Source organism: Actinokineospora sp., from assembly GCF_052390155.1.
In the GTDB taxonomy this organism is placed as follows: domain Bacteria; phylum Actinomycetota; class Actinomycetes; order Mycobacteriales; family Pseudonocardiaceae; genus Actinokineospora.
Map to the genome: position 1 here is coordinate 1 of NZ_JBQTHF010000023.1, position 25,916 is coordinate 25,916.

At 71.3% G+C, this 25,916-nt stretch carries 22 protein-coding genes; 10 read left to right on the forward strand and 12 right to left on the reverse strand.

Annotated elements, in window-relative coordinates; all coding sequences use genetic code 11:
• Positions 1-213 precede the first annotated feature (213 nt).
• The 4 genes from ACT4N7_RS08405 (at position 214) to ACT4N7_RS08420 (ending at position 5,942) form a co-directional block, all read left to right on the forward strand.
• Positions 214-3,306, forward strand: coding sequence for a hypothetical protein (locus tag ACT4N7_RS08405; protein WP_444828043.1), 3,093 nt, complete (start codon positions 214-216; stop codon positions 3,304-3,306).
• Between the two features lie 209 nt (positions 3,307-3,515).
• Entirely contained in the window at positions 3,516-4,460 is a 945-nt protein-coding gene (locus tag ACT4N7_RS08410; RefSeq protein ID WP_444828044.1) for an ABC transporter ATP-binding protein, read from the forward strand.
• A gap of 4 nt (positions 4,461-4,464) precedes the next feature.
• Complete coding sequence (locus ACT4N7_RS08415) at positions 4,465-5,229, forward strand: ABC transporter permease (protein WP_444828045.1); 765 nt, start codon at positions 4,465-4,467, stop codon at positions 5,227-5,229.
• The gene (locus tag ACT4N7_RS08420) at positions 5,145-5,942 is read left to right on the forward strand and encodes a site-specific integrase (RefSeq protein WP_444828046.1); all 798 of its coding nucleotides are present in this window, start codon (positions 5,145-5,147) and stop codon (positions 5,940-5,942) included. The genes ACT4N7_RS08415 and ACT4N7_RS08420 overlap by 85 nt, the downstream gene beginning before the upstream one ends.
• A 4-nt stretch (positions 5,943-5,946) precedes the next feature.
• Here the strand turns inward: ACT4N7_RS08420 and ACT4N7_RS08425 are convergent, their stop codons facing one another.
• Positions 5,947-6,480: a MarR family winged helix-turn-helix transcriptional regulator gene (locus tag ACT4N7_RS08425; protein WP_444828047.1), complete on the reverse strand. Its 534-nt coding sequence runs from the start codon at positions 6,478-6,480 to the stop codon at positions 5,947-5,949.
• A 61-nt stretch (positions 6,481-6,541) separates the two neighbouring features.
• Between ACT4N7_RS08425 and ACT4N7_RS08430 the strand changes: the two genes are divergently transcribed.
• Together ACT4N7_RS08430 and ACT4N7_RS08435 are read left to right on the forward strand one after the other, a co-directional pair.
• Positions 6,542-7,840, forward strand: a complete 1,299-nt coding sequence (locus ACT4N7_RS08430) for an amidohydrolase family protein (protein WP_444828048.1) — start codon at positions 6,542-6,544, stop codon at positions 7,838-7,840.
• A 66-nt stretch (positions 7,841-7,906) separates the two neighbouring features.
• Positions 7,907-9,418, forward strand: coding sequence for a hypothetical protein (locus ACT4N7_RS08435; RefSeq protein ID WP_444828049.1), 1,512 nt, complete (start codon positions 7,907-7,909; stop codon positions 9,416-9,418).
• 12 nt (positions 9,419-9,430) lie between these two features.
• Here ACT4N7_RS08435 and ACT4N7_RS08440 read toward each other — a convergent pair whose 3' ends face one another.
• The 9 genes from ACT4N7_RS08440 to tglA all read right to left on the reverse strand — a co-directional run bounded on the left by ACT4N7_RS08440 (position 9,431) and on the right by tglA (position 18,946).
• Positions 9,431-11,347 (reverse strand): S41 family peptidase, encoded by a 1,917-nt coding sequence (locus ACT4N7_RS08440; RefSeq protein ID WP_444828050.1) that lies wholly within the window; start codon positions 11,345-11,347, stop codon positions 9,431-9,433.
• A gap of 66 nt (positions 11,348-11,413) precedes the next feature.
• Positions 11,414-12,508, reverse strand: a complete 1,095-nt coding sequence (locus ACT4N7_RS08445) for a DNA glycosylase AlkZ-like family protein (protein WP_444828051.1) — start codon at positions 12,506-12,508, stop codon at positions 11,414-11,416.
• Between the two features lie 34 nt (positions 12,509-12,542).
• Positions 12,543-13,346, reverse strand: coding sequence for a class I SAM-dependent methyltransferase (locus tag ACT4N7_RS08450; RefSeq protein ID WP_444828052.1), 804 nt, complete (start codon positions 13,344-13,346; stop codon positions 12,543-12,545).
• A complete protein-coding gene (locus ACT4N7_RS08455; RefSeq protein ID WP_444828053.1) occupies positions 13,322-14,377 on the reverse strand; it encodes a hypothetical protein in 1,056 nt (351 codons plus the stop codon). Before ACT4N7_RS08455 ends, ACT4N7_RS08450 begins: the two co-directional genes overlap by 25 nt.
• A 13-nt stretch (positions 14,378-14,390) precedes the next feature.
• Positions 14,391-16,487: a hypothetical protein gene (locus ACT4N7_RS08460; RefSeq protein ID WP_444828054.1), complete on the reverse strand. Its 2,097-nt coding sequence runs from the start codon at positions 16,485-16,487 to the stop codon at positions 14,391-14,393.
• On the reverse strand, positions 16,488-17,303 hold the full coding sequence (locus ACT4N7_RS08465; protein ID WP_444828055.1) for a hypothetical protein: 816 nt from the start codon (positions 17,301-17,303) through the stop codon (positions 16,488-16,490). It lies immediately after the preceding gene.
• Positions 17,300-18,220 carry a DUF692 domain-containing protein gene (locus ACT4N7_RS08470; RefSeq protein WP_444828056.1) on the reverse strand — a complete coding sequence of 307 codons (921 nt, stop codon included), beginning with the start codon at positions 18,218-18,220 and terminating at the stop codon, positions 17,300-17,302. Before ACT4N7_RS08470 ends, ACT4N7_RS08465 begins: the two co-directional genes overlap by 4 nt.
• Positions 18,217-18,816 carry a LysE family translocator gene (locus tag ACT4N7_RS08475; RefSeq protein WP_444828057.1) on the reverse strand — a complete coding sequence of 200 codons (600 nt, stop codon included), beginning with the start codon at positions 18,814-18,816 and terminating at the stop codon, positions 18,217-18,219. Before ACT4N7_RS08475 ends, ACT4N7_RS08470 begins: the two co-directional genes overlap by 4 nt.
• A gap of 1 nt (position 18,817) precedes the next feature.
• Positions 18,818-18,946 (reverse strand): 3-thiaglutamate biosynthesis pearlin carrier peptide TglA, encoded by a 129-nt coding sequence (gene tglA / locus ACT4N7_RS08480; protein ID WP_444828058.1) that lies wholly within the window; start codon positions 18,944-18,946, stop codon positions 18,818-18,820.
• 321 nt (positions 18,947-19,267) lie between these two features.
• On the opposite strand from tglA, the gene ACT4N7_RS08485 reads away from it, so the two are divergent.
• Positions 19,268-20,164: a hypothetical protein gene (locus tag ACT4N7_RS08485; RefSeq protein ID WP_444828059.1), complete on the forward strand. Its 897-nt coding sequence runs from the start codon at positions 19,268-19,270 to the stop codon at positions 20,162-20,164.
• Here ACT4N7_RS08485 and ACT4N7_RS08490 read toward each other — a convergent pair.
• Positions 20,161-21,054, reverse strand: a complete 894-nt coding sequence (locus ACT4N7_RS08490) for a class I SAM-dependent methyltransferase (RefSeq protein WP_444828060.1) — start codon at positions 21,052-21,054, stop codon at positions 20,161-20,163. The two genes, ACT4N7_RS08485 and ACT4N7_RS08490, sit on opposite strands and share 4 nt — an antisense overlap.
• A 447-nt stretch (positions 21,055-21,501) precedes the next feature.
• Between ACT4N7_RS08490 and ACT4N7_RS08495 the strand changes: the two genes are divergently transcribed.
• Genes ACT4N7_RS08495 through ACT4N7_RS08505 form a run of 3 tightly spaced genes read left to right on the forward strand, consistent with a single transcriptional unit; the run spans position 21,502 to position 25,081 of the window.
• A complete protein-coding gene (locus tag ACT4N7_RS08495; RefSeq protein WP_444828061.1) occupies positions 21,502-22,440 on the forward strand; it encodes a 3-oxoacyl-[acyl-carrier-protein] synthase III C-terminal domain-containing protein in 939 nt (312 codons plus the stop codon).
• Complete coding sequence (locus tag ACT4N7_RS08500; protein WP_444828062.1) at positions 22,440-23,825, forward strand: ATP-grasp domain-containing protein; 1,386 nt, start codon at positions 22,440-22,442, stop codon at positions 23,823-23,825. The genes ACT4N7_RS08495 and ACT4N7_RS08500 overlap by 1 nt, the downstream gene beginning before the upstream one ends.
• Positions 23,819-25,081, forward strand: a complete 1,263-nt coding sequence (locus tag ACT4N7_RS08505) for a diaminopimelate decarboxylase (protein ID WP_444828063.1) — start codon at positions 23,819-23,821, stop codon at positions 25,079-25,081. Before ACT4N7_RS08500 ends, ACT4N7_RS08505 begins: the two co-directional genes overlap by 7 nt.
• A 40-nt stretch (positions 25,082-25,121) precedes the next feature.
• Here ACT4N7_RS08505 and ACT4N7_RS08510 read toward each other — a convergent pair whose 3' ends face one another.
• Positions 25,122-25,913 (reverse strand): RNA-guided endonuclease InsQ/TnpB family protein, encoded by a 792-nt coding sequence (locus tag ACT4N7_RS08510; RefSeq protein WP_444828064.1) that lies wholly within the window; start codon positions 25,911-25,913, stop codon positions 25,122-25,124.
• Positions 25,914-25,916 lie beyond the last annotated feature (3 nt).

The following is a 25,916-nucleotide window of genomic DNA, read 5'->3' on the forward strand; positions in this document are numbered from 1 at the left end:
GATCAACCGGCTCAAACGCAACCGTGCCGTCGCCACCAGGTACGACAAACTCGCCGTCCGCTACGAGGCCACGGTCCACATCGCCACGATCAACGAGTGGCTACGACTTTGAGACACGGCCTAGCCCTGGCAGGCCCCGTGGAGCGAGCGGAAACCCGTGTCATCCGAGGCGCGGAGAGGATCCCTTTGCTAGGTGCCCGCTAGGATGCCCGCGTGCCGAGCGATCTTGAGCCGCCCGCGGACCGACGGCGGCCGTGGGCCCTGATCAGCGTCGCGATCGCCCTGTTGGGACTCGGCGCGACGGTCGCCTGGGGGGTGGGTGCCGCGCTGGGGGTGAGCTTCCGGCCCGCGGACGTGCCGGGAGAACAACTCACGGCGGCGCAGGCGGCGACTGTTGCGGCGGTTCCCGCTGTCACCGACATCATCGTGCCCGCGGACAAGCGGATCACTCTCGCCGCCGCCGCGGTGGCCGCCGCGGTGGCAGGCCGGGGGGCGCCGCGGCCCGCGGTGGGTCAGGAACCGGCCGTGCGGCGGGGGCCGGTGCTGCGGGTGAGCCTGGTGTCCGCGTTCTCGGACTCCGCGGAGGCGTTCCGGCTCGGCCGCGACGGCGCCGACCTCGTCCTGCGGGCGGCGACGCCCGGGGGAGCGGCGGCGGGCCTCTACACCGTCGCCGACCGGGTGCGGTCGGGCACCGAGGTGCTGCCGCCCGGCGATGTGGACCGCGTGCAGGCGCCGCGGCTCGGGTTGCGGTTGACCGACATGGGGGCGGTCGGGATCAGCGCCGACCCGGCGACATTCGCCGCGGGCACCGACTATTCGCTCAACTCGTCCGCGCTTCGCGGCGCGATCCTGCCGGACGCGCCGTATGTGGACGCAGGCGCGGTCGAGGAGATCTCGCGGCACTTCCGGCAGTTCGTCGACCATTCGCTCGCCGAGGGCTACAACGGCATCACCGTCCCCGGCTTCCTGGAGTACGTCACCTTCGGTGACGAGGTCTACCCGGCCGGAGACCCGCACCGCGCCCGCGCCGAGGCGATGCTGACGCGGTTCGGACCGGTCTGGCAGTACGCGCACGACATGGGCATGCGGGTCTACTTCTCCACCGACATGCTGGCCACGTCGCCGCCGCTGCGGCAGTACCTGGAGCGCACGGTCGGCGGCCTCAGGGTCGAGGAACCCCGGTTCTGGCGCGTCTACCAGGCCGGGCTGTCCGAGTTCTTCACCAAGCTGCCCTACGTCGCCGGTCTCATGATCCGTATCGGCGAGGGCGGCGACGTCTACAAGATGCCCGGGCAGGACTTCTCCTCCGAGATCGCCGTGACCTCCGCGGCGTCCGTGCGGGCCATGCTGACCGCGTTCCTGGAGGTCGCGGGCGGCGCGGGCAAGGACATCATCTTCCGCACCTGGAGCGTCGGCGTCGGCGCGGTCGGCGACCTGCACACCAACCCCGAGTCCTACCGGCAGGTGCTCGGCGGCCTCGACGACCCGCACCTGATCGTGTCGACCAAGTACACGCTCGGCGACTTCTACAGCTACCTGCCGTTCAACACGACGCTGGCGGTCGGCGACCAGCGGCGCATAGTCGAGTTCCAGGCGCGCCGGGAGTTCGAGGGCTTCGGGGCGCTGCCGAACGACCTCGGCGGCCTGCACGGCCAGGCGCTGCGGACGTTCCTCGCCGCCAACCCGCACATCGAGGGCGTCTGGAACTGGACCCAGGAGGGCGGGCCGCTGCGCGCCGGGCCGAGGACGCTGCACCTGCGCGCCGGTTTCTGGCAGCTCGCCGACCTCAACACCTACACGACGGCCCGGCTGGCGTGGAACCCCGACCTGGATGCGGCCCAGGCCACGGCCGACTGGGCGCGGCAGACGTTCTCCTACGACCCGGCCACGGTGGACGCGATCGCGCGGACGATGGCGCTGTCCCGCGAGGCGATCACCAAGGGCCTCTACATCGGCCCGTACGCGAACCGGTCGGTGAAGGCGCTCGGCCTGGAGCCGCCGCCGATGCTGTGGATCTTCGAGTGGGACATCATCACCGGGGACAGTGCCGCGCTCGGTGCCGTCTACACGGTGAGTAAGAACCAGATCGGCGCGGCGATCACCGAGGGGGACGAGGCGGTCGCCGTCGCGCGGCGGATGCGGGCGCTGATCGGGGACACCGACCCGGCCACCTGGCGCGACCCGGCGCTGCGCGCGAACTTCGTGGCCGCCCTGGATTTCGAGGTCAGCCTGTTCGAGACGCTCGGCGCGTACCGGACCATGGTCCTGCGGCACGCCGAGTGGCTCGACACCGGCTCGGCGAGCGCGGACGACGCCTCGGCGGTGGCCCGCACCCGGTACGAGGCGGCCCGCGACCGGCATGTCCAACGCCACGGCGGCGACATCGACCTGCCCGCGTACAACTTCACCGCCGCCGACATCGGCCTCGCCCGCGCCGACCGGGACCAGACGATGGCCTGGCTCGCCCGAGCGCTCCTGGTCGCGCTGCTCGCCGCGTTCGCCCTCGGCAGTGCCCGTGGCCAGCGGCTGCTGCGCGGCGGCACGCTGCCCGGCGCCGCCGCGCTGCGGGCACTGTGGGTCGGCGCGACGCGGCCATGGCGGATCGGCACGCTCGACGTCACCCCGACAGCCGTCGACCGCGTGCTCGTCTGGGCGGTCCCGGCGTCGGCGCTGGTTTTGAGCCGGTCGATCTTCACCTGGTTCGCCGCGCCAGCGCACCTCGCGCTCGTCCTGGGTGCCTGGGTGATCTTCGCGGGAACTCTGCGGCTGCTGGTCCGCTCGGCCGACCCGTTCTGGCTGTGGGCGGCCGTCGGCGGGGCGATCCTGGTCCGCACGGTGGTGCTGCTGCTCGCGCTGGCGACGCGCGGGCCGGGCTTGTACTGGCTCGATTTCTGGACCGAACCGGGCGTGCGGGCGTTCTACATCACGGTGGCGTTCGCGGCCTTCCTGTGGGTGTTCGTCGTGGCGGGGATGGTCCTGCGCGACCGCTACGGCCTGCTTCGGCGCCGCGCGGTCGGCCGGGTCCTGGTCGCGCTCGGGATGCCGCTCGTGGTTCTCGGCGGGGTCGTCAGCGTCCTCGGCCTGGAGCGCGCCCTCACGATCTGGAACGACCAGATGGCCCTGCTGCCGTGGGGTCTGTCGCGCATTCTCGGCATCACCGTCCACATCGGAATCCCGACGTCGCTGCCCATGGTCGCGGCGGTGGCGGGCGTGCTTGTCGCGGTCGCGGGTTCGGTGCTCGCCTGGGTGCGGGGTCGGGCCGAGCGGAAGATGATCACTTCTCCGGCGCAGGCCCGGCGGTCCTGAACTTCGGGGCTGGTTTCCGGCCGGTCGGCGATCGGACCGTCCGCTTGGGATCTCGGTCACCCTTACTGGGCTTGTGGTCCGGTTCAGGGTCATCTCAGGGGGGTCACGGATTCCGGCCACCCGACGGGTGGAGGAGGCTGCTTGTGGAAGTCGACCCGGCTGGGGGTTTCGCCGGGTACGCACGGGCACCAAGAGCACGAGGAGAGTCCATGATCGAGGCAGTCAGCCTCAGCAAGCGGTACGGGAAGACGCTTGCCGTCGACAATCTGTCGTTCACTGTCCCAACCGGACGGGTCACCGGTTTCCTCGGCCCGAACGGCGCGGGGAAGTCCACGACCATGCGGATGATCCTGGGACTGGACACGCCGACCGGGGGATCGGCGCTGATCGACGGAAAGCACTACCAGGATCTGCACCACCCGCTGCGCACCGTCGGTGCGCTGTTGGACGCCAAGTGGGTGCACCCGAACCGCTCGGCCCGCGCCCACCTGCTGTGGATGGCGAAGTCCAACAAGATCCCGACCAAGCGGGTCGACGAGGTGCTCGACATGGTCGGCCTGACCAGTGTCGCGGGCAAGCGCGCGGGCGGGTTCTCGCTGGGCATGTCGCAGCGGCTCGGGATCGCCGCCGCGCTGCTCGGCGACCCGCGGGTGCTGCTGTTCGACGAGCCGGTCAACGGCCTCGACCCCGAGGGCATCCTCTGGATTCGCAAGTTCATGCACCGCCTGGCCGAGGAAGGCCGCACGGTGCTGGTCTCCAGCCACCTGCTGTCCGAGATGGCGCTGACCGCGCAGGAACTCGTGGTCATCGGCCGCGGCAAGCTCATCTCACAGAGCAGCACCGAGGACTTCATCAAGCAGGCCACCGAGAACACCGTGCGCGTCCGCGGCCCGCGACTGGCGGGCCTGCGCGACGCGCTCGGCCGCGCCGGAGCGTCCATTCAGGACGAACGGGACAGCCTTGTCGTGTCCGGGATGGACTGTGCCGAGATCGGGGAGCTGGCCGCGCGGACCGGCACCGTGCTGCACGAGCTGAGCCCGCAGCGCGGTTCGCTGGAAGAGGCGTTCATGCAGCTCACCGGAGACGCCGTCGAATACCACACCGAGATCGCCGACGGTTTGGCTCCGGCCGACCTCGTGCCCGCTGGAAAGTGACGCCATGACTCTGCTCGCAGTCGAACGCATCAAGTTGTTCACCACCCGCTCGCCGTGGTGGTGCACCGTGGTCGCGCTGGTGGTCACGGTCGGATTCGCCGCGCTGATGGCGGGCACCGCCGACGGACAGGCGCCGCTGGACCTGGCCTCGACCCAGTTCGGGTACGGCTTCGGCCTCGTGGTGGTGATGGTGATGGCCGCGCTGGCGATCACCACCGAGTACCGGTTCTCCACCATCAAGGCCACCTTCCAGGCGATCCCCAACCGGACGGCCGCGCTGCTCGCCAAGACCGCGGTCGTGGCCGTGCTCGCGGGGGTGATCGGCGAGATCGCCGCCTTCGGGTCGTGGGGGATCGCCAAGCTGATGAAGCCGCAGGCCGACCTGACCATCGCCACCGCGTACGAATGGCGCACGGTCGCGGGCATCGGCCTGGTGTTCGCCATCGCCGCGGTCATCGCGGTCGCGGTCGGCGTGCTCGTGCGGCACTCGGCGGGTGCGATCTCGCTGCTGCTGATCTACACCCAGCTCGTCGAGGGCCTGGTCGTGCTGATCCCGAACATCGGCCCGAAGATCCACAAGTGGATGCCGTTCAACATGGCGCACCAGTTCGTGACCGGGAACCCGGACCCGAGCCTGCGCCCGGTCGAGTTCGGCCCGCCGCTGTCCGACGTCACACTCGGCCCGTGGGCCGCGCTGGCCTACTTCGCCGGATTCGCCGCGGTGCTGCTGATCGGCGCGCTGGTCGCCGCAGGCAAGCGGGACGCCTGAGACGCGAGCTCGGGCAGGCCGTCGCGGACTTCCTGGCCCGCGACGATCTGGACGCCGCGACGATCCGCTCCTACCGGCAGACCCTGCGGCGCCTGTGCCTGACCCTGGGCGATCGGACGCCGCCTGCCGCCCTGACCGCGGGCCAGGTGGCAGGGGTGTTCGCGATGGCCTGGAATGCGGCGGCGGCCAAGACGTGGAACCGGCACCGCGCCACGGTCCGGTCATTCGGCGCGTGGGCCCGCCTGGACCACCTCGCGGCAGACCTCGACCGGCGTCCCGAAACCCGCCCCCACCGGGAAAGCATCGGCTCGGCACAGCTCGAAGCTCTCCACGGCCACCCCCTGCGCGAACGAACCTTCTGGCGGCTCCTGCACGAGTCGGCGGCCACCGTGACGGCCGTCCTGTCCCTGAACGTCGAGGATCTCGACCTGGACGACCGCCGCGCCCGCGCAGGTGATACGTGGGTCAACTGGCGTTCGGAAACCGCCCGGCTGCTGCCCGACCTGGTCGCGGGCCGGACCCAGGGGCCCTTGTTCCTCACCCATCGCAGGCCCGGGCCGTCCCGGGTGCCCGCGGCGGCCGACCTGTCCCCGGACACGGGGCGCCGCAGGCTGTCCTACGAACGGGCCGAGTACCTTTTCAAGCAGGCCACCAGGCCCCTGGACCCGGCGGGCGACGGCTACACCCTCCGGCAGCTCAAACCCCACACCTGAGCACTCATCTCGACTGGGCCCGGCCGCTGTCCACTCGCCCGGGCCGCGAGGGTTTGTCGAGGGTCGCGAACACCTCCCGCAGCGCCTCGGTGGCCGACCGCACCGTCTCGGGCGCCAGCGCGGCAAAGACCTCGTCGTGCGCGACGGAGTTCGCCAGGACCGCGGCCTCGGACAGGTCCCTGCCGTTGTCGGTGAGCGTGATCAGCGTGCTGCGGCCATCGTCCGGGGCGCTCTCGCGGCGTACCAGGCCGCGGGCGACCAGCCGGTTCACGATGTTGCTCGTGCCGCCGCTGGACAGCAGCAGCGACTGGCTGAGCTCGTTCGGCTTGAGCCGGTAAGGGGCGCCTGCCCGGCGCAGGCCGACCAGGACGCCGAACTCGGCCAGGGTGAGGTCGAACCGGGTCAGCTCGCGGCGGGTGGCCGCGTTCAGGTCCTCCGCGAGCACCAACACCCGCTTGGTCAGCTCCGTCGTCGGCCCGAGCACCTCGGGCAACTCCGCCCGCCAGGACGCGATCAGTTCGTCAACCCGGTCTCGCACCCGGTCAGCGTATTCGACTCGTGATAGCTTTTTGAAAAGCTTTCTCTTGAGGGGACTCTGGATGCAACGACTGGTGATCCGCAACGGCCTGCTCATCGACACCGAACCCGAGCCGGTCGTCCGACCAGGGCACGACATCCTGGTGGTGGACGGCCGAATCGCCGCGGTGGGGCCGGACCTGCCCGCCGCGGGCGCGACCGTCCTCGATGCGACCGACCGGATCGTCCTGCCCGGATTCGTCGACACCCACCGGCACACCTGGCAGACCGCGCTGCGCGGTATCGCCGCCGACGCGGACCTGGGGGAGTACCTCGACCTGGTGCTCGGCCGGATCGCCCCGCGCTACCGGCCGTCCGATGTCTACACCGGCACGCTGGTGGGCGCGCTGGAGGCGCTTGCCTCGGGGATCACCACGCTCCAGGACTTCTCGCACGTCCAGTACTCGGCGGGGCATGCCGACGCGGCGGTCTCGGCCCTGCGCGCGTCCGGCATCCGCGCCGTCTTCGCCTACGGTGCGCCGGTGTTCGGTCCAGGGCCCGACCAGTACGAGATCCGCCGCGTGTTTCGAGAGCACTTCGCGGGTTCGGCCGGCCTCGTGACGATGGCGCTCGCGCCATCGGGTCCTTCCTACTCGCCGATGGCCGCGGTGCGGCGGGACTGGGCCGTGGCCACGGCGCTCGGTCTGCGGATGTACGTGCACATCGGCAGCGGCCCGGTCGCCACCCGGCCGATCGGGGAACTGCGCGGCAGCGGCCTGCTCGACGCGAACATCACGTTCGTGCACGGCAACTCCCTGCCGGACGGCGAACTGGCCCTGATCGCCGAGGCGGGTGCCGCCGTGTCGATCGCGCCCGCCGTGGAGGCGACGATGGGCCACGGTGCGCCGATGGTCGGCAGACTGCGCGGGCACGGCATCACGACCGGTCTCGGTGTCGACGTCGTCACCACGGTCGCGGGCGACATGTTCTCGCTGATGCGGGCCACCCTGTTGACCGGCCGATTCGGCGACGGCCCGCGGCCGACCGCGGCGGACGTGCTGCGACTGGCCACAGTGGACGGTGCGGCGGCGCTGGGCCTGGCGGACCAGGTCGGCTCGCTGCGGGTGGGCAAGCAGGCCGACCTCGTGCTGCTGCGCACGACCGACCTCAACCTGCTCGGCGGCCTGGCCGATCCGGTCGGAGCCGTCGTGACCGCCGCGCATCCCGGCAACATCGACACGGTCCTCGTCGCGGGGCGCCCGGTGGGCATCGCGGGACCCGCCGACCTGGCCGAGGCCATCGCCTCGTCGGCCGCCCACGTGACCGACGGCACTGTTCCGGTGTGTGGGACACACTTCCGCCCCGGGCTGATTCGTCCATAGTGGACAGACAGGAGAATGGGCTAACGGCCCTGTCTGGACGACGGTGCCTGCCCCTAAGTTTGCCGCATGAGCCTCGGTCCCGATGGTGCCCAGCCACGTCCGCTGGGCAGGTCCAGTTCCGCCCCCAACCTGACGAGGCGCCCCGCGCCTCCCGTTGCGCCACAGCAGGTCGAGGTCCCCGCACCACCGGCCGAGATCGATCCCGAAGTCGAGGCGGCGATCGAGGCACAGGTCGAGGCCGAACTCGCGCTGCCCGCTGACGGCACCGCGGCGGGCCCGGTCGCCGATCCGGTGATCGCGCTGTTCGACACCGCGTTCACCTCGGCGTCGCTGGGCACCGAGCAGGAGTTGAGCGGTGTGCGCGTCGTGCTGAAGGACCCGCCGCACCGCATGGTCGGCAAGGTCGTGAAGAACGGTGTTCCGCTGCTGGCGATCACCAAGGACATGTCGCAGGGCCTGGTGGGCAACGGATACGAGTCGTTCACGCTGGAGATCGTCACCACCCCGACCGAGGGTTCCGACCTGCTCGGCTGGATCGACCGGATCGAGGCGTTCGACCTGCTCGTGCCCGAGATCGTGGCCGCCTGCCAGGCCGGTGGCGCCCTGAGCGCCATGGTTCTCGGCGACTCGTACGAGCTGGTGATCACCCTGCCGAACCATCTCATCGTGAAGGACCCGGCGGCCAGTGGGATCGGGGTAGCGGGCTCCGACCGGCAGGGCACCCTGGGCGTCCCGATGGACTGGCTGCTGCTGCCGTTCGCCCCGGACCGGCGCCCCGCGCCCGCGGCTCACGGGACCGCGGACAACCCGTGGCCCGCCGAGCCCGAGTTTCCCCTGTCGGACGGCGTCCCGATGCCGACCTGGTTCCTCGCCGAGGCCGCCGTGCGCGCCGCGGACCACTGGAACAATCCCTTGCAGGAGCAGGTGTACGCCCTGCTGGAGTCCGCGATCCAGCAATTCCTGCGGGTGCTGCGCCGCTATCCCAAGGTGGTCGCCACGATCACCGAGTACGGCAGGGCGGCCGACGCCGAAACCGACGCGGAGGCGCTGCTCGACCTGGTTCTCGCGCAGGAGTCACCGACAAACCTGGCGCTGCTCGAAGCCAAGGAGGAATGCCTCAAGGCGCAACTCGGCTCGCTGGCGGCCATGACAAGGGCCAAGATCGCGATGCGCAAACTGGTGATCAGCCCGGGCTGGAAGAACAAGTGGCCGGTGCTTCCCCGGACTCCGCTGGTCGCGCTGCTGACCCTGCTGTCCGCCGACGAGGAGGCGGACGTGGTGGCCGCGATCCGGGGCTGCGACATGCTGGAGTTCGAAGACGAGCTCGGGCTGACCGTGATCGCCTGGGCCAAGACGCATATCCTCGCCGGGCAGAGCCTCGGCGGCCACCACATCGATCCGCCGATGATCGATGGCAGGCCCGGTTTCCTGATCGAGTACCGAGGCAGCCACCCCTACTTCTTCGTCGACAAGTTCTACTACGCCGAACCGGAGACCGGGATTCACCTGCACGAGCCGGTGGAAGCCCGGAGAACGCGGGCGCGAGCGTGGCTCAAGCGGCGCAGACACTCGATCTGAGGACGGCGCCGGTCAGCCGTCGAAGTTGGTCCGCGGGGTCAAAATGTCGCCCTGGCGCAGGAAAGTCCGCACCGCGACCAGCAGGGTCTCGTCGTAGCCGTAGACCTGGACCACGTCCGGCGTGCCCGCGCCGGGTACGGGGATCGGCCCCGGGTTCCCGCCAAGGTCGGCGGTCAGCCGCGGCCTGCCGTCGGCGACGATGTCGGCCCGGTCGACGCCGAGCACGCCGAACGTCGCGGTCAGCTCGCCGCCCGCCTCGGCCAGTTCGACGTCGAACCGGCGCGGCTTGCCCTGGTCGAGCAGCGCGGCGGCGGCGGCCATCAGCGCGGCGTCGGCGTCGAGGATGTCGTCGCGGGTCACCACGTGGTGTTCGTCGGGGACCACGCCGTAGTCCTCAAGCGGGGTGCCCGCGTTCGGCCCGACGCGCAGCAGTCGGCGGATCACCACGGACAGGTCGGCGCCGTCGGGCAGCGGGCGGAACGGGAACTCGCCCGCCGAGGGCAGCGAGGCGAGCAGGTTCGACATCGACCAGATGTTTCCGCCGCCCGCCCCGGTGTTGCCGTCGATGCCGAGCACCAGCCCCAGCCCGTTGTCCTGGAACCCGGCGGCGAAGATGTCCGCGGCGGAGTAGCAGCGGGCGTCGGTCACCAGCACCACCGGTCCGAAGAACGACTGGGGGACTTCGGCGAGCAGCTCGGTCGGGGTGAACGGGATGGCGGCCGAGTGCTGGGCGCCGGATTCCATCGCCTGCTCCATCGAGGGCAGCCAGCCCGCCATGCTGTCGTTCGCACGGCAGATCCGCAGGTTGAGCAGCGTGGCCGCGAACTGCGCGGGCTCGGGCTCGATCCGTCGCGGGGTGAGCGCCTGCAGACACAGCTCCGACGCCGCGATCGCGCCGCCGAGGTTGCCCCGGATGTCGAGGACCAGCCCGTCCTGCGGCAGCCGGGTGAGCAGCCGGACGAACTCGCGGACGAACCCGATGACGTCGGTGGTGGAGAAGGTGCGGATTCGCAGGTGGCCGAACGTCTTGCCGCCGGCGGTCACCTCGCGCGCCTCGAACACCGTCGACCAGCCAGGCGCGACGGCCACGTCTTCCGCGCCCCGGTCGACCGGTTCCCCGGTCCGCTCGGCCTCGATGACCTCCGGGGCGAACAGCACGGTGCGCAGCCGGGCGAGGCACGCGCCCTCGATGTCGATCCCGAACGCGACGTCGGTCGCCATCGCCCGCGCCGTGTCGGACGCGGCCGGAACGAGCGATCGGACATCCCACTCCAGCCGGATCTGCCGGGCCATGCCGGTGAGGTCGACGTAGTTCACCGCGATCCAGTCCTCGTCCGGCGGCGGCCCGAACGCGAGTGAGCGCACCGTGAACCGCTCGACCGCGCGGGCGTGCCGGGACTCCGGGTTGGCGCCGGGGAACCGATCGGCGAAGCGGTCGATCGCCCGCGCGATGGGCACGCCGTTCCACTGCGTCACCTCGACCCCGAACCGGAACGTCTCATGCCCGATCTCGCCCGCGTCGGCCCGCCGCCGCCCGACGAGGTAGCGCCGCCGCCCGTCCTCGGTGAACTCCTTGAGCAGGAACGGCAGCACGGCGGCGGCCCCGTTAAACGGCCGCGGCAGCGTGTAGCGGGTGTGCAGGTCCCGCAGGGAGTTGAAGATGTCGACCAGTTCGGCGTGGAACTGCCACTCCAGGACCGGCTTGTCCGATCGGCCGAGCCGGGCTTGCATCAGGCGCAGCCGCTGGACCGGATTGATCCCGTACCGCGCGACCTTGAACGGCAGCAGCCCGTAATTCTGCTCCAACACAAGCAAAGCCTGCGCGACGATCAACTGCCGGTCCGCCACCGACAGCCTGCCGATCTCGGTCGTGCGGAGAAACTCCGGCAGGGACATCGCCGCGGAGAGTTCACCCGGTATCTCGACCATACCTGTCAGATCGCGGCACCCGGTCCGAATGTGACCGCTGACGGCGGATGGACGGCCGGGGCGCGGCTACCGCGCTCGCAGTTCGAGCCAGTGGGCGAGATCCTTGATCTCGTGATCGATCGCCGCGGTCATGGTCTTGGTGAACGGGACGTCCTGGTGGATCGCGTGGATCAGCAGCACCCCCGCTTTGCGGTCGGCGGTGGCGTCGAGTTTGCCCACCAACCGGTCGCCGTGCAGCAGTGGTAGGGCGAAGTATCCCCAGCGACGTTTGGCGGCGGGTTTGTACATCTCCAGTTGGTAGTCGAATTCGAAGAGGTCGACGGTGCGCTTGCGGTCGTGGATGAGCCGGTCGAACGGGGACAGCAGTGCGGCGCGGCCGGAGAACGGTTGGTCCAACTGGGACGGATCGACTCGCCAGGTGCCTGTGACGCCCTCGACCACGGCGGGCTCACCGGCCTCGCCCACGTCCACCGGTTCGACCGGGCATTCCGGCCCCCGGGCCCGGGCGATGCCCAGCGCGCGCAGCCGTCGCTCGTTGCGGGTCCGCAGGGCCTGGTCGGCCGGGGGCACCGGATCACCGGGGTAGACCCGCGTCGCGAGGTCCCAGAGTCGGTCGCGGCCCGCGCGGCCCGCTACGGCGACCTCGCCGCGCAGCACCAGGAACTCCAGCAGTTGGGTGACGTTGCGATTGTTGGTCCAGCCGGTGGATTTCCACGGCACCGTGCACGTGTCGGGCAGATCGCGCGACGGCAGCGGTCCCGACGAACCGAGCCGGTCGAGGATGTCCAGCCTGCACGCGTCGTTGGCGTGCACCCAGTCGCGGCGGTATTCCTGCCAGGAGAGCAGCTCGCCGCTTCCGGGCCACTCGGTCATCTCGGCGCGGTACAACGCGAGATCCGCACTGGGCCGGATCATCGCGCGGAACTCAAGCAGCGTCCGGTCCGCCAGCGCCGCGGTCAACTCCGCAGGCGCATACGACGACCCGAGACGGCTCCACGCCACGAGGTCCGCGTTCGGCGCGATGGCGGCGGTCGGGTCGATCTGCAGGAGAGTCAGGTGGCGCACCACATCGACCAGTTCCGCCGGGCGCGAGCTGTCCAGGAGCTGCGCGCGCACGGCGATACGGCGCGCATCGGCCCGCGAGAGGTGGTGGACGGTCACGGCACACGAGGCTAGTGGTCACGACCGGACCAGGTCACCTGGTGGTGACGGCCATGCGCCAGGTGAGGCCAAGGGGTGCGCCGTCCTGCCGAATCAGCAGACGTGCGAGTAGGCGGTCGATGGTGTCGCGGTCGGCTGGTGGAGCGTCGCGGTAGGCGGCGTGCGCGGTGGGCGCCAACGGCGCGAACTCCGGCCAGTACTCGGCAGGTGTCGAGGCTGTGTGCTGGTGGGTGAACCGGTGCCAGGCGGGGGCGGGGAATCCCGCTCCGGCGAGGGTCGCGGCCAGCTCGGCCTCGGTGGTGGCGAACGGGCCACGGATGCCGGGCGGGCGGATCAGCGTGTCGCGGACGTGCGCGATGGTTCCCGCGCCGAGGGTGATCAGCCTGCAGGTGGGGGCCTCGGCCCAGGTGTGCACCAGCAGGACGCCCCCGGGGCGCAGGACTCGGGCGACCTCGGCGGCGGTGCGGTCGAGGTCGGGGAACGCCCACCAGGTCGACAGCAGGACCACCGCGTCGGCCGTCGCGGTTCGCAGCGGCAGCCTGCCCGCGTCCGCCTGGACCCAGCCCGCCAGGGGGTCGGTCCTGGCTCGGACCCGTCGCAGGGGCACCGCGCACAGGTCGGCCCCGACGCGGAGCGTGTCGTGCGGGAGCGCTTGCAGGAAAAGGCTTTCACCGCAGGCGATGTCGAGGACGACCGACCCCGGAGTCCGCGGCACCAGGCCCAGCGCCGAGTCGAGCACGGCGCGGGCGGCGTGCCCCGGCGCCGCGGGGCGGTCGTGGACGGTGTCCCAGTGGCTCCTGGCGTAGTAGTCCATCAGGGCGCCCAGACCGCGAACCACACCAGCCACAGCGCCAGGCCCGCGATCGCGACGTGCGCCAGGATGGTGAGCACCGCGAAGACCCGGCAGCCGAGCCTGACGGACAGCGGATCGCCCGCGGCGCCCCGACCGAGCAGGTGGGCGAACGAGCGGCTGCGGAGATTCGCGCAGCCGGGGAGCCCGGTCAGCAGCAGGTAGGTGTCGCCGTCGAAGAAGGGGAGCATGGTGGGGATCACGCACACCGTGCCGGACAGGACCATGATCAGCCCCAGCGTCCGCAGCGGGTCGGGGAGCGGCCCGAGCCAGCAGGCGGCGCCGATCGCGGCGTAGGCCAGGCTGCCCAGCGGGCCCGCCGCGACCGTGACCAGCCGGGGGCCGAGCGGTAGCGCCGCCCACCGGGACTGGTCCGGCTCCGTCCAGGCGAACACCACCAGCGACCGCAGACCGACGCCGACCTCCCGCACGGCGACGCCGTAGGCGCGGCAGGCGAGCGCGTGGCCGCCCTCGTGGAACACCGTCGACGCCGCGGTGACCAGGTAGAGCCACAGCAGGTTCCAGCCGCGCAGCCCGGCCGGGACGGCGGCGACGAACTCGTCGAACCGGGTGGTCAGCAGCATGAGGACCGCCGTGGTCACGGCTGTGATCGCCAGCACCCCCGGGCGGCGGACCAGCCAGGGCACGGCGTGCAGGACGCGGTCCAGGGCGCGGGTCGGGTCGGCGGCGGCGAAGTCGAGCCGGGTGGCGGCCATGGCCGCGCGGGCGAGTCTGCGGCGCGGCGCCGTGCTCTCCAGGATTCCCAGGCCCAGCAGCTTCTGCTCGAACGCGCGCAGCTTCGCGGGCGGGCCGATCGGCAGGCCGTCGCGGCGCAGCGCGTCGGCGAGGCGGGCGTAGGTGCCGGTGCCGTCGAAGCGGCGGGCGACGTCGAGTTCCGCCTTGCCGAGCACCCACCGCGACCGGGTGCGCGGGTCGGTCACGGCGAAGCGGCCGTCCGTGGGCTCGACCACCAGGCGTGCCGGGAACCGGCCGCGCACGGTCTCTGTCTCCGCTGTCACTGTCGCCTCCTGCTCAGGCTCGCGGCGGGACCAGGTAGGACATCCGCAGTTCGGCGGTGTGCGCGCCGAGGTCGTCGGTGAGCCACAGCTCGTCCGGGCTGGGGGTCAGCTCGGAGAACCGCAGCCGGGTCGCCGTCCGGGCGATCTTGGCGAAGGTGTCCACCGCGATCGGGTTGGCCCAGTCCAGGTAGAGCGGCTTGACCTCGGTGTCGGCGCGGAAGAACACCCGCCTCGGCAGGCCGGTCGCCCGCGCCCAGGCGCGCAACGCGGTGTAGTGGGCGAACTCCTCGGCAGGCCGCGGGGCGTCCGGGATCCTGGTCGGGTCCGCCGCCCACGCCCGCCGCCGCGCGACGACGCCGTGGTAGCGCAGCCGGGCTGTGGTCTCGCCGCCGAGCACCGCGCCCGCCAGGCCGAACATGACCTGTTGCAGGTCCGACGACAGCACGGTCACCATGTCCTCGGTCCGGCCGGTGGCCCGGTCGGTGAACCGCACGATCCCGTCGACGGTCCGCACCCGGCCCCGGCCCGCCGGGATGGTCCGCTCCGGCGGGCACCGGCTGGTGGCCCCCGGCACGACGACCTCGTGCAGCGTGTCGGTGACCGGCCAGCTCAACTGGGAGCGCTGGTAGGCGGCGTCGGTCGTGGCCAGCACCACCCGGCCGCCGCAGACGAGCTTGTCCGCGAACGCCAGCGCCTCGGCGGCGTCGTCGAGGAACGGCAGCGCGACCGACTGCATGGCCCCCAGCACGCACGGGTGAATCTCGCCGAGCACGACCGTGTCGAGGGTGGCCGGGTCGCGGCCCGCGATCAGCACGTCCGGCGACATCACCCCGACGCCCAGCACGTCGCCGAACCGGGCGTGGTCCGGGAAACGCGCGCGCAGCCGGTCGGCGACCACGCTGAGGTGACTGTCGTCGAACTCGACTTCCTCGGTGTCCCAACCGAAACCGGCCCACGCGGCCACGAGTGTCGCCCGCACCGCGGCGTCGATCTCGCGCCGGACCCTGGTGATCGTCTCGGTCGTGCGCGCCGCGTGCAGGAAGACCGGGAAGTCCTCGGCCACCACGCTCGCGTAGTGCGCGTTGAGTTGGCTCGCGACACACTCGGCGACCAGCCGGTACAGGCTCAGCAACGGCGGTATCCGCCGCGCCAGCACGGAAGCGAGCGCGCCGCCGACCCGAAACCGCAGGTTGCGCTGGCAGTCCTCGTAGACCGGCAGCCTGCCCGCGTACGCGGTTCCCTTGTCGCGCGCGGTGTCCACCGTCGCCGACGCCAGCACCGACCGCAGCTCGGCCAGCAGCGCGCGCCGCTCGGTCAGGCCGGTCTCGTGTTCGAACCGCGCCCGCAGTTCCTCGACCCTGGTCGTCACCGGCAGCGCGCGCCCGACGGCGGCCTCGATGGCCAGTGGGCCTGCCGCGCATTCCGGCGGCACCGCGAGCACCCGCCGCACGACGCCGGACTCCACGAGCCTGGTGGGCACGGTCGTCGCCGTCCCGGCCTCGATCGCGCGCAGCACCGACGCCGTGTCCGCGGACAGCGTCACCCGCTTGCCCAGTGGCACCCGCAGGTGGTCGCCGTCGAGGTCGCACGCCGGGTGCAGACTCGGCGCGACCGGCTCGGCTGGGCCGATCGCCGCGCAGAGTCCGCGCAGCGCCCAGTGCTCGACCCGCACCGACCGCCGCGCCAGCCTGCCCGCGGCCGGGTCGATCGGCGTCAGGGACACCGATTCGGCGGCCTCCTGGTCGATCGTGCCCCAGGCGAGCGGGCCGAAGAAGCTGACCGTCTCGTTCTTGGCGCAGAACCGTTGCAGGTAAGCCCATCCCAGCCGCACCCGTTGCCGGAGCCGGACGTTGGGCGCGGCGAGGTCGGACCCGAGCAGTGCGGCCACCCGGTCCACCGCGTCCACATTGGACAGCAGCAGCGCCTCGGCGACCTCGGGCTCGGCGAGCCGGGCGACCAGCGCGCGGCGCGCGGCGAGTGCGGCGGCCGCGAACGCCTCGGGATCGTCGTACGCGGGGTGGGCGGGGTCGAGCAGTTCGGGCCGCGCCTGCTCGTCGAGCCAGTGCCAGGGGAACCCCGTCGACCGCAGCCACAGCCAGGGAACGAGCATTCACCCACTCCCCGCCGGGGCCAGCACCACGCCGAGCCGCACGAGCGAGGCCAGCAGCGCGCCACGATCCCGGGTCGCGGAGATCTCCTCGGCCGTGCGGGGCGTTCGCAGCTCGGCCACCAGCTCCACCGCGGCGGGCGGCACCGCGACGATCCGCCGCCGCAGGTCCGGCGGCCGGAGGTAGACCAGGAACGTGCGCGGCGCGGCGGCGGGCTCGGTCCGGCCGAGCGACGCGCCCTCGCGCAGCCACGGCGCCACGTCGAGCGCTGTGTCGACCGAGGTGACCAGGTCGATCGACCGGTAGGCGCCGGTGGCCGGGGTCAGGTCGACCGGCTGCTCGGCCGCCTCGACGGTGATCCGCACCCCGGCCCGCTCGATGGCCGCCAGCTCGGTGAGCCCGGTCAGCGCGGTGAACTCCGGCCGTCCGACCAGGTAGTCCAGCACGCGGCCGCCGTAGGTGAACACGTACGGCCCGAAGTCCAGCCACCGCACGGAGTCGAGGAACGCCGCGGCCAGCGCCTCGATGTCGACGGTGTGCGCGCGCAGCAGCCGGTGGGTCAGCGGCGCGGCGGTCTCCAGGGCGTTGACGAACGAGCTGACCATGCGGAACCGGTAGTTCGCGATGAAAAACCGGGTGCCCGCCGCCGTGCGGGCGTACTCCTCGGCGATCGCGAGGTCGCCGTCCGCCAAGCCGAACTCGCCTGCCCGCGCCCGCAGCGTCCCGGCGAACATGGCCTCCTGTAATCGCTGCTCGCGCAGCACCCGCCGCCACACGTGCCAGACGGCGTTCGCGTCCAGCTCCGTGCCGGCGGTCATCCGGCCACCCCGTGCGGCGCCATCGCCCGCGTCCAGGCCGCCTTGGCCCTGGCCAGGTCGGCCACGATCATCGACTCGTCGTCGCCGCCGAGCAGCCGGGTGCCCTCGTGGTGGCAGCGGCCCTGGTACTCCAGGATCACCGCGCCCGGCCGGGCCCGCTCCAGCAGCCAGTCGAGCATCTCCCACACCGGCTCGGGCACCGGGCTGTCGTGCCAGTCGTGGTAGAGCCCGTCGTGCCAGCTCCCGCCCGCCAGGTGCACGGCGATGACCCGGTCCAGCGGGATCGTGTCCAGGTACTCCTGGGTCGAGAAACCCTTGAGGTTAAGGGAGTTCGCGTAGATGTTGTGCAGGTCGAGGTGCAGGAACGTGCCGGACGCGGCGACCAGTTCGGCCATGAACTCCGCCTCCCGCATGGTCGAGCCGGGAGTGCGCAGGTAGTAGCTGGCGTTCTCGTGCGCCAGCGGCACGCCGTACAGCTCCTGCAGCCGCGCGGCCCGCTCGGCGATCCGCTGGACCTCCGGCCGGGAGAACTGCACCGGGCTGCTCCAGATGTCGAGCCAGGACTCGTCGCCGTAGAAGCTGTGGTCGGCCACCCAGGGGCTGCCGATCGCCCGGGTCATCGGCACGTGGCGGCGCACCGCGGGGGTGCGGTCGAGGTCGCCGAAGCCGAAGTCGCAGCCGTAGTTGGAGTGCGCCAGCAGCGGGGTCCGCTCCTTGAGCGCCATCAGCTTCTCGAAGGCGCCCGGGAGGAAGACGTACGGACTGTCCAGCGGCCCCATGAACGGGTCGAGCAGGACCTCGAAGAGGTCCACCGCCAGCGACTCGAACGGGAACCAGTCGAGGATCTCGGGGTTGTACTGGATACCGACACCGATCGGGTCCGGTCGGTCCATGCTGCCTGCCTCCTCGTCACTCACGTGACCCAGGTGAGGGCGATCGACGCCACCAGCGCCGTGCCCATGCCGATCTTGAACACGGTGAACCGGGTCGGCGAGGTCAGCCAGTGCCGCACCGCCGAGCCGAACAGCGTCCACATGCTTATCGCGGGCACGCAGACCACGGCGAACACCGCGCCGACAAGCAGTGCGCTGGTCAGCGGGCTGCCGTCGAAGCTGTAGGCGCCGACGGCGCCGACGGCCATCGTCCACACCTTCGGGTTCACGAACTGCAGCGCCGCCGCCTGCCACAGCGACACCGGCTTGGTGTCCGGCCCGCCCTCCTGCGGCACGCCCATCCGCAGGATCTGCCAACCCAGCCAGCCGATGTAGAGCGTGGCGAGCACGTGCATCGCGACCCGCAGCCACGACGCCGCCTCGAACACCTGGCCCAACCCGGCCGCCACGACCACGATGACGGTCGGGATACCGATGCACACCCCGACCGCCGCGGGCAGCGCCAAGCGCAGGCCGAACCGCGCGGCGACGCTGAGCAGCAGCAGGGCGTTCGGCCCCGGCGTCATGGTCGCCACGGCGGCGAACAGCGCGAGCTGCGCCGCCCATTCCCAGGTGAACAAATCAGCCGAAGACCTTGCTCTCGATGACCTCGATGTCGTCGAGGTCGAACTCCTCGATGCCGGAATCCGGCTCCGGCGCCGCCGGGGCGGCGGGCTCGACGGTGTCGACGCGCGCGGATTCTTGGCTCATCATCATTCTCCTGGACCGAAAAAGGGAGTGCGGACACGCGGCGGACTAGGTCGACGCCGCGCGCTCAGACGGTATTGAGCACTTGCGTTTCCTGTCAAGGAGCAAATCCGGCGGCGTTTGCGCGCAATGCCCGACCGGAGTGCGACCGAACGGCCTAGTGGGTCGCGGCGCTATGCGTTACCGGTCAATTGTTGTGGCGGCGGCGAAATACGGTGGGCCCGTCCGTCTGCCGCTATTCGGACCACGATGTAGCGCCGGTCGATCGCCTGTGGACACCCGCGAGGGGTCCCGACGCCCGGTCGATGGCGGTACCGTGCGCGCATGTCGGAACCTCCGTACCGTCGCGACGTCCCGCCACGAGGGCCTCGGCGGCCCGCCGACCAGTGGGACCAGGGCGACCAGCGAAACCCGATGGGCGGCTATCCCGATCCGCGCGGCGGCCCGCCGCGCCACCAGCCCCAGTCGCCCTACGAGTCCGCGCCGCGCTACGCGCCACCGCCCGGCTACCGCGAGCAGGCCCGGCAGCCCGCGCCCCGCGCGCAGTCCCCGGCCCAGCCGCCCGCCCGGCAGTCGGCTCCTGCCCGGGAGCGCGACTCGGCGTCGGGCCTGCGGCTCCCGGGACTGGGCCTGCTGCTGGCCATCCTCGGTGCCCTGGTCCAGGTCGCCAGCCTGACGGTGCTGCCGTGGCTGACCGCGACCGGCGGGGACACCGAGTCCCTGATCGGTCTCTGGCGCCGCCTCTCCGACGGCGGCGCGACCAGCTTCGGCGACTGGTACGTGCTGATCGGCAGCTATCCGCTGGTCATCCTGGGCATCCTGCTGTCGTTCGCGGCGGTGCTGGAGTCGGTGGCGATGAAGGTGGTGTGGGCGGGCCTGATGTTCCTCGGCCTCGGCTACCTCGTCCTGCGCTACGGCCTCGGCCCGCTCACCGGTGCCTTCGGCGTGGACAAGGGCTTCGACACCACCGAACTGGTCGTGGCCGTCGCCGCCGTGGCCGTGGCGGTGCTGATGATCTTCGTCCTGAAGACCGCGGTCACCATGTTCCGCCGGGTCGCGGCCCTGATCCTGCTCGCGTTCGGTGGCCTCCACCTCTCCGCGGTGATGGACCTGGCGGACGGCGCGGGGGTGAGCCTGGGCGCCTACGGCCCGGCGGTCGGCTACCTGCTGACCGGCGTCGCCGCCCTGGTCGGCCCCCGGCGCCTCATCCCCGGCGGCTAAGGCGCCTGCGCGATGAACCGGCCGTAGCGCAGGTAATCGCCGTGGGTGGCGATCATGGCCCGGTAGTATTCGACTCCGCGCCGGGTCGGCTCGTTGCGCTGGGGAAGCAATTCGAGTTCCTTTAGCCGCTGCTTGAGCGCGCGATCGGTGTAATCGGTCAGGTCTTCGGCGGCGAGCACGGTGAATCCGGCCCCTTCGAGGAGTCGGGTCGTCTCCTCGATCGATATCTGGCGCCAGATATCGGGCTGGTACAGCTCCCGGAAGCTGGGCACGGCGTGGTACGCCTCGTTGAGGGTGCCGCGGTGGCCGCTCGTCCAGTCGTTGAAGGCCAGCAGGGCTTTCGGCTTGAGGTGTTCCCGGGTGCGGCGCAGGGCGGAGGGCTTGTCCGCCCAGTGGCACATCGTCTCGTTGAAATACGCGGCGTCGAATCGGCGGTCGCCGAGATCCAGCGCGCTCGCGTTCTGCTGGTGGTACTCCACCAGGTGGTCCACTCCGTGCAGGGGAGCCACTTCGCGCGCGTTGGCGATCTGCAGCGGACTGATGTCCACGCCGACGATCCGGCAGCCGACGAGTTTGGCCAGCAGCCGCGACGGCGCCCCGTTTCCCTCGCCGACGCTCAGGACCACGCTCTCGCTGGTCAGGTTCAACCTGTCGAACATCGCCGTGATGCCGTCCTGCAGCACGTGCGCGAGGGACTCCACGGCGAAGACGGCGGGATCGGGCGTCCGCGGGTCCAGTTGATACGCCCGATAGATCGCCGCCAACTCCTTCGCGCGGAGCACCATGAACGGGCCGTCCGGGCGATAGGACTGGATCACCCGGTCGACAATCCCGGAATCCTGATTCTTTTCGACGTCGGTTAGCGCGGGCGGTGCCGTCGGGCTGCTCATGGGTTTCTCCGCTCACTCCCGGGTGTCGGTCAAAGGGTGCGCCGGATCGGACTCGGCCAGCATCCGTGCTTCCACCTAATTTCGCCCCTTCGCGCGATCGGTGTAGGTGGTTCGAGATTAGGTGGTTTCGCCGATGTTGCGCCGCGCCGTGGTGCGAAAAATAGGCCGGACACCGACGGGACGACGGGAGGTGATTCTGATGCGGGGTGACGCCAACGCGCAGGTCTGATCGCAACCGGAGCGGCGCGGGGCAGCGTAGCGCCGCCGGTTCACCACGCATTGTCGATATCGACGGGAGGTGATTCTCGTGCGCAAGGGTGACGCCAACCAGCCCGTCTGATCGTGACCGGACGGCATGGTGCTGCCTGGTGACCACGGCGGCACCATGCCGCCTGCGATTCGCCGTGCTCCGCGAAGTTGCCGTGATCCGCGAGGAAAGGTGTGGCCGTGCTTTATCTGGAGCGGATCGGCGCGTTCGTGCCGCCGACGCGGGCATCGGTGAGCGACCTGCGCGGTGAACTCGGGCTGACCGAGTCCAAGGTTCGCCTGTTCGCCCGGTTCCTCGGGCTGGAGAAGATCGCGGTGGCACCGGACCTCGACCTGGTCCAGATGCTCGTGCCCGCCGCGCGGGCCGCGCTCGGCGGCACCGATCCGGCGACTGTCCGCGCCATGGTCCACACCCAGACCGTGCACCACGCGCTGCCCGGCAAGCGGGCACTCGGCCAGGTCGCCGCCGCGCTCGGCCTGGTCGACGCGACCGCATTCGCCGTGTCCCACCAGAACTGCGTCGCGAGCATCTACGCGGTGCGGCTGGCCCGATACCTGCTCGCCGGTGAACCGCGGGGGAGTCGGGTGCTGGTCACCGCGGGGGAGAAGATCGCCTCGCCCGCGCTGCGGCTCATCCCGGACACCTCGATCATGGGCGAGGCCGCGGCGGCGTACCTGGTCAACGCGGGCGCGGGCGGCGACGAAGTGCTGGCCACCGGCATTCGCACGCTGGGCCGGTTCTACCGGGGCAGCGACTGCTCCGCCGACGAACTCCAGGAATACCGTCGATGCTACGTCGACACGCTCGCGACGGTACTCACGGACGCGTTGAGCCGCGCCGGTGTGGGGCTGGGCGAATTCGCCGCGATAATGCCGCACAACGTCAATCGGGTGTCCTGGCAGCAGGTGGCCGATTGCCTGGGGATTTCCTTGGCCAAGGTCTATCTCGACACTCTTCCCGCGCTCGGACACTGCTTCGGCGCCGACCCGTTCATCAATCTGGCCGACGCCCGCGCCACGGGTCGGGTCGGACCGGGCGACATCGTCGTCCTGGTCTCGGCCGGACTCGGCGCGACCTTCGCCGCGCTGGTACTCCGTCTCGGACAGGAGGTCGGCTGATGACTGCGCAGCCGGTCATGTGTGACCTCGGCGAGTCCGCCTTCGGGGCACGGCTGAAGCAGGCCGTGGTCGGCGACCGGCGGGCCCGGTTCGTCTATCTCAACAACTTCGAGGTGGAGCGGAGTTGGGCGCGGGGCGAACCGGCACTGCCCGGCGCCCGGATCGCGTTCGCGACCTCGACGGTGAACCGGATGGAGGAGATGGGCGTCCTGCTCGCCGACCCCGGTGACATCGTCGTGCTCAAGGCGCCGCTCGACCCCGGCTACGCCGACTACCTGCGCGGCCTCGGCTGCGCCGCGGGCGAGGTCGTGGTCGTGGACCGCAACGACCCGGTCCGCTCGGTGACCGAGGACGCGCTGGCCGCGCCGCGACTGCTCGCCACCCTCGGTGCGCTCGTCGACGGGCGCACCCACCTGATGCCGCTGGGCATCGGCGTCGCCGAGCAGGAGTTGGCCGTCCGCACCGGACTGCCGCTCGCCGGGCCGTCCGCGCGGGTCTGCAAGTCGGTCAACGGCAAGATATACAGCCGCGGGCTGGTCGACGCCGTCGGGCTGCGCGCGATACCCGGGACGGTGTGCGAGACCGTCGACGATCTCGCCCGCGCGCTGGCGACATACCTGCCCGGCGGCGACCGGGTCGTGGTCAAGGAGTCGCTCGGGGTCTCCGGCCGCGGCATGATCGTGCTGGACGGCAGGCGGCGGGCCGAGTCGCTGCTGCGGATGCTGGCGCGCCGGGGCCAGGACGCCAGAGTCGATGTCGTGGTCGAGACCTGGATCGAGCGCGGCACCGACCTCAACTACCAGTTCCTGCTCTCGCGCACCGGCGAGGTCCGGTTCGCGACGGTCAAGGCGGCCGTGGTCGACCGAGGTGTCCACAAAGGACATCGGTTCCCGGTCGACCTGTCCGCCGCCGTCACCGACGAGCTGCACCGGGCCGCGGACCTCATCGGCCGGGTGCTGTTCGCCGACGGGTACTTCGGCATGGTCGGCGTCGACGCGATTCTCGGCCCGGACGGCACTCTGTACCCCTGCCTGGAGATCAACGCGCGGCTCAACATGTCCAGCTACGCGAGCCGACTGGCCGAGCGGTACATCGGACCCGGCAGGCACGCGGTGGCCGCGACCCTGGCGCTGCGGCCGAGCCGCACGTTCACCTTCGCCGAGGTGGCCGACGCGCTCGGCGACCTGCTGTTCGACGGCTCGGGCGACTCGGGGCTGCTGGTCAACGGCTTCGCGACGCTCAACGCCGCCGCGCCGGAGGGCGGCCAGGACTTCCCCGGCCGGATCTACGCCATCGCCATCGCGGGCGACGACGAGTCGGCTGGGCTGCTGCGGCAGCGGGCGCAGGACCGGCTGCAGGCCATGGTGGGGTGGCCGCCGTGCTGAGCCGGGACCGGTTCGCCGAGCTGGCCGAGGAGTTCGGCACCCCGCTGTACGTCTACGACGGCGACGCGCTGGTGGACGCGATCACCGAGCTGCGGTCGGTGCTGCACCCGGCGCTGGAGGTCTGCTACTCGCTCAAGGCGAACCCGAACATCGCGGTGGTGGCGCTGCTGCGCGGGGGCGGCGCCCGGGCCGAGGTGTCCTCGCTCGCCGAGCTGTACACCGCGCTCGCCGCGGGCGTCCCGGCCGACGAGATCATCTTCCTGGGCCCGGGCAAGAGCGAGGCCGAGCTGTGCGCGTGCGTGGACACCGGGGTCGACGCCATCGTGTGCGAGTCGTTCGCCGAGTTGGCGCGGATCGACGCGATCTGCGCCGACCGGGGCGTCCGGGCGCGGGTCCTGCTGCGGGTCAACCCGGCGAGCGCGGTGGCGGGCGCCCGGCTGGCCATGGGCGGCAAGCCGCGCCAGTTCGGCATCGACGAGGCCCAGGTGCTCACGGCGACCGACCTGGATTCCCGCCACCCGCACATCGAGTTGGCCGGAATCCAGGTCTACCAGGGCACCCGCATCCTCGATGCCGCCGTCATCGCCGAGAACACCCGCTCCGTGCTCGACCTTGCCGAGCGGGTCGCCGAGCACACCGGGATCGGGCTGGCCGCGGTCGACATCGGCGGCGGGCTCGGCGTCGCCTATTTCGCCGGGGAGCACGACCTCGAACTGGCCGCGCTCGCCAAGCTGCTCAACCCGCTGCTGGAGCGGTTCGCCGCGGCGCACCCGGACACCCGGCTGATCATGGAGTCGGGCCGGTTCCTGACCGCCCGCGCGGGCACCTACCTGATGCGGGTGCGGTATGTGAAGGAGTCGATGGGCAAGCGGTTCGCGATCACCGACGGCGGCACGCACCACCACATGGCCGCGGTCGGAATCGGCTCGTTCGTCAAGCGCAACTTCCCGATCGAGGTGTTCAACCGCGAGGCGACCGACCACGAGCCGTGGCAGGTCACCGGACCGCTGTGCACGCCGAACGACACCGTGGCCAAGGACGCGCCGCTGCCGCCGCTGCGCCCGGGTGACCTGCTCGGCGTGCTGCGGTCGGGCGCCTACGGGCCGACCGCGTCGCCCGGACTGTTCCTCAGCCACGGCTTCCCCGCCGAAGTGCTCGTCCACCGCGGCCGGGCCCACCTGGTCCGCGTCCGCGACTCACCGGCAGACCTGCTGGCACCGCAACGACTGCCCGACCTGACCAGTGAACAGGAGTAGCAGGGTGACTCCTCCGCCAGCTGTAGCAGGCGGCTTCTCGCTAAGCCGCCGGAACGGTTTCACGCAGGACCAGCCCGGCCCTGTATGCGATGTTGAGTGCGCCGACGACGTCGGCGTTGGCGGTGTATCCGCATGCGACACAGATGAAGTCGGCTTGAGTGGGGCGGTTGTGTGCGGACACGTGCCCGCAGTCGGGGCAGGTGCGGGAGGTGTTGCGGGGGTCCACAGGGATCAGTACGCGACCGGCGCTTTCAGCCTTGTGCGTGAGGATGCCCAGGAACACCCCCCATCCCGCGTCGTAGATGCTGCGGTTGAGCCCGGCTCTGGCCGCCGCCCCGTTGGGCATGAAGCAGTTTGGCCGTGCAGGGTCGGGTTTCGGTTTTGGGGCGCGAACCATGGTTGCGATGTGCAGATTCTCATGCGCGATCACGTCGAACTCGCGAATCAGACTGACTGCGGTCTTGTGGGCATGGTCAAGCCGCCTACGACGGATCGTGCCGTCCAGAGCAGCGATGTTCCTAGCGGCCTTCTTCCTGCGGCGGGAATGGCGCTTGCAGCGGGACAATGCCTGCTGAGCCCGGATGAGACGCTCCGTCGCGTTGCGGGCGTGGCGCGGGTTGGAGATGTGCCTACCGTCGCTGGTGGTCAGGAAATGGGCGATTCCCACGTCGATCCCGGCCGACTTGCCCGTGACGGGAAGCGGCTGCGCGGGCACGTGGTCGCAGGAGAGGATCACGTACCAGCGATCACCTTCCCGTTTCACCGAAACGGTCTTAATGGTGCCAATGACCGGGCGGTGCCGGTGCACCCGGACATGCCCGATCCCCAGCAACCG